We start from the raw sequence: 2,722 nt of genomic DNA on the forward strand, positions 1-2,722 counted from the left end.
TGGCTATGTCGGTGTCTGACGAGAGCACCTATCGATGAGTTCCAACAGCGGTGGCGCCTTCACCGCGGCCAGAATGTCGATGAGTTCTAACAGCACCCAACACGCCAAAGCCGCCCAGGGACCCCGGGCGGCTCGCTACGGATCGTCGAGGGGGGTCAGCTCGCGGCAGCGCGGGTCTGGGCCAGCCGGTAGGAATCGGTGCCGGTCTCGATGATCGCCCCGCCGAAGGTGAGCCGGTCAACGATCGCCGCGCAGAGCCGCGGGTCGGTGAAAGTCTTGGTCCATCCGCCGAAGGACTCGTTGGAAGCGATGGCCACGCTGTTCTTCTCCTCTCGCTCGGTCAGGACCTGGAACAGCAGCTCGGCTCCGCGCCGGTCCAGCTCCATGTAGCCGAGCTCGTCGATGCAGAGAAGGTCCACCCGCCCGTAACGGGCGATGGTCTTGCCGAGCTGCTTGTCGTCGGAGGCCTCGACCAGCTCATTGACCAGCTTGGTGGCCAGGGTGTACTTGACCCGGAAGCCGTTCATCGCCGCCTCGGTGCCCAACGCGATGAGCAGATGGGACTTGCCCGTGCCCGAGTCACCGATGAGACACAGGGGCTGGCCCTTCTTCACCCATTCACACGAGCCCAGCGTGTGAACGACGGCGGGATCGATACTGGGGTTGGCCTCGAAGTCGAACTCGCGCAGGGACTTTTGCCGGGGAAAGCCCGCGGCCTTGATCCGCCGCTCAGAGCGGCGGCGGGCCCGGTCATCGCACTCGGCCATCAACAACTCGGCGAGGAAACCGGTGTAGGTCATCTGCTCGCGGGCCGCGGTCTCGGCCATGTCGGTGAACTTGGTCCTGATCGTGGGCAGCTTGAGCATCCGGCAGGCCGAGTCGGTCGCGCTTTCAGCGGCCTGCTCGGTCAGCCCGCGGGGTCGGCTGGTAGTCATAGAGCGGTGCCTTTCCTAGTCATCTGCAGGGCGGGACGTGCCGCTGGTGCGGCAGCGGAGCAGGTCGTCGTAGGCAGCCACCGAAGGCAGCGGGCGGTTGTCGGGCGGTAGCTGGGCCAGCCGCCGCTCGGTCAACGACACGACCGGGGAAGGCTCGGGCACCGGGGCCGCGGGGGCGGTGGGCTCTTCGGACTCGGCGGCCTTGCGGGCCTCCAACGCCACCGCGTCAGCGGTCAACGCCCCCACCCGCAGCGCCGCGGCGATCCCAGCGACCACGTGCTCGTGAGCCATGTGGCGGCTCAACAGCAACACCTCGATGAGCGCCCGGGTGCCCGCCGCGTCCCCGTGGGCCTTGCGGACCGCCTCCCACCAGGCGTCATGGATCGGGGTGAACTTCCCGGCCGCCCGGGCCTGCTCCAGCGCGGTGGATCCGGGTAGCGCCCCGGGTTTGCGCAGCAGGACTTCCAGATAGTGGTCCAAGACCAGGCGGGATCCGGCCTTGGCGATCAGTCGCTCGTGGCGGGCCACCTCGGTGCGACCCTCGTAAACGACCAGTTCGGAGGCGTGCAGGACCGCGCGCACTTGGCGGCCGATCAGCCTCACCGGCACCGAGTAGCGGTTGGTGCGCACGCTGATCTGCGCGTAGCGGTCCACCCGCAGGGAGAACACCCGGCCCGTCTCGAACGGCTCGTCCGGGACCGGCTTCAGATGGGGTTGCTCAGCGGCGAAGTGCTCGTCGATGGTGCGGGGACGGGTCCCGATCCGGCGGGCCCCGTCGGTGATGTCCCACTGCTCGACCAGGGCGTTCAGCTCGGCCAGGGAGTCGACCTCGGGGACGGGGACGAAGTGGTTGCGGCGGAACCAGCCCACGTCGCCCTCCACCCCGCCTTTCTCGTGGGCGCCCTGGATGCCGGGGCGGCAGTAGAAGCTCTCAATGCCGTAGTGGGAGCGAAACGCCGTCCACCGCTCGGTCTCCACCCGCTGGCGGGCGAAGCCCAGGACCTGGGCGACCGCGGCTTTGAGGTTGTCGTAGCGGACCTTGCCGAAGGGCACTCCGCCCAGCACACTCAGAGCATGGACGTGTCCCTCGAAGAACGCCTCTTGGCCGCAGGAGGCGAAGACGCGGTGCACGGCCTTGCCCGAGTAGGACAGGCGGAAGCTGAACAGGAAGCAGACCACCTGTTCCCCGCCCAGGCGCACGGTCACGTCACCGAAGTCGACCTCGGCTTCGGCTCCGGGCCGGTGGGTCTGGGTCACGAAGGCTTCGGCACTCGGACCGCGGCCGGCCTGGATACGGATCTGATCGCGGCGCTGGGCCACGTAGCGGCGGACGATGCCGTAGGACAGATCGGTGGCCTGGTGTTCGTCGAGGAGGCGGTCGAAGATCCTCTTGGCTGTGTGGCGTTGCTTGCGGGGTGCGTCCAGGTCCTGGCGGAGGATCTCGTCGATGAACGGCTTGTAGACATCCAGTCGGGTCTGGCGGGGCGGGAGCTTCTTGCGGGGTTCGGGCCAGGCCGAGTCCATGGCGCTCTTGACCGTGCGGAAGCCGACCTGGTGTTTGCGCTGGGCCTTGCGGATCGACAGTCCTGCTCTGATGTCGCGCCGGATGGCGGCGTACAGCTCGACCTTCGACGGTGGCATCAGCGCTCCCTCGTAGCGGCTACCACCTCGATGGTGCCACTGCAAGGGCCTGTGCGCTGTCAAAACTCATCGATACACCGATGCGGTGTTCCGGGGCGCTGTCGAGACTGATCGACAAACGCTGTCGGCTCTCACGAACAAAACCA

Annotated in this window: 2 protein-coding genes; both read right to left on the bottom strand. The window is 67.6% G+C overall.

Translation table 11 applies throughout. From position 1 onward, the window contains the following. Positions 1 to 155 precede the first annotated feature (155 nt). The gene (istB, locus tag ACFHWE_RS23415) at positions 156 to 935 is read right to left on the bottom strand and encodes an IS21-like element helper ATPase IstB (RefSeq protein ID WP_301184320.1); all 780 of its coding nucleotides are present in this window, start codon (positions 933 to 935) and stop codon (positions 156 to 158) included. Positions 936 to 950: 15 nt separating this feature from the next. Beyond that, on the bottom strand, positions 951 to 2,576 hold the full coding sequence (gene istA, locus ACFHWE_RS23420) for an IS21 family transposase (protein ID WP_416604034.1): 1,626 nt from the start codon (positions 2,574 to 2,576) through the stop codon (positions 951 to 953). Positions 2,577 to 2,722: the final 146 nt, after the last annotated feature.

The sequence above is a fragment of the Nocardiopsis sp. LOL_012 genome (assembly GCF_048060475.1).
In the GTDB taxonomy this organism is placed as follows: domain Bacteria; phylum Actinomycetota; class Actinomycetes; order Streptosporangiales; family Streptosporangiaceae; genus Nocardiopsis.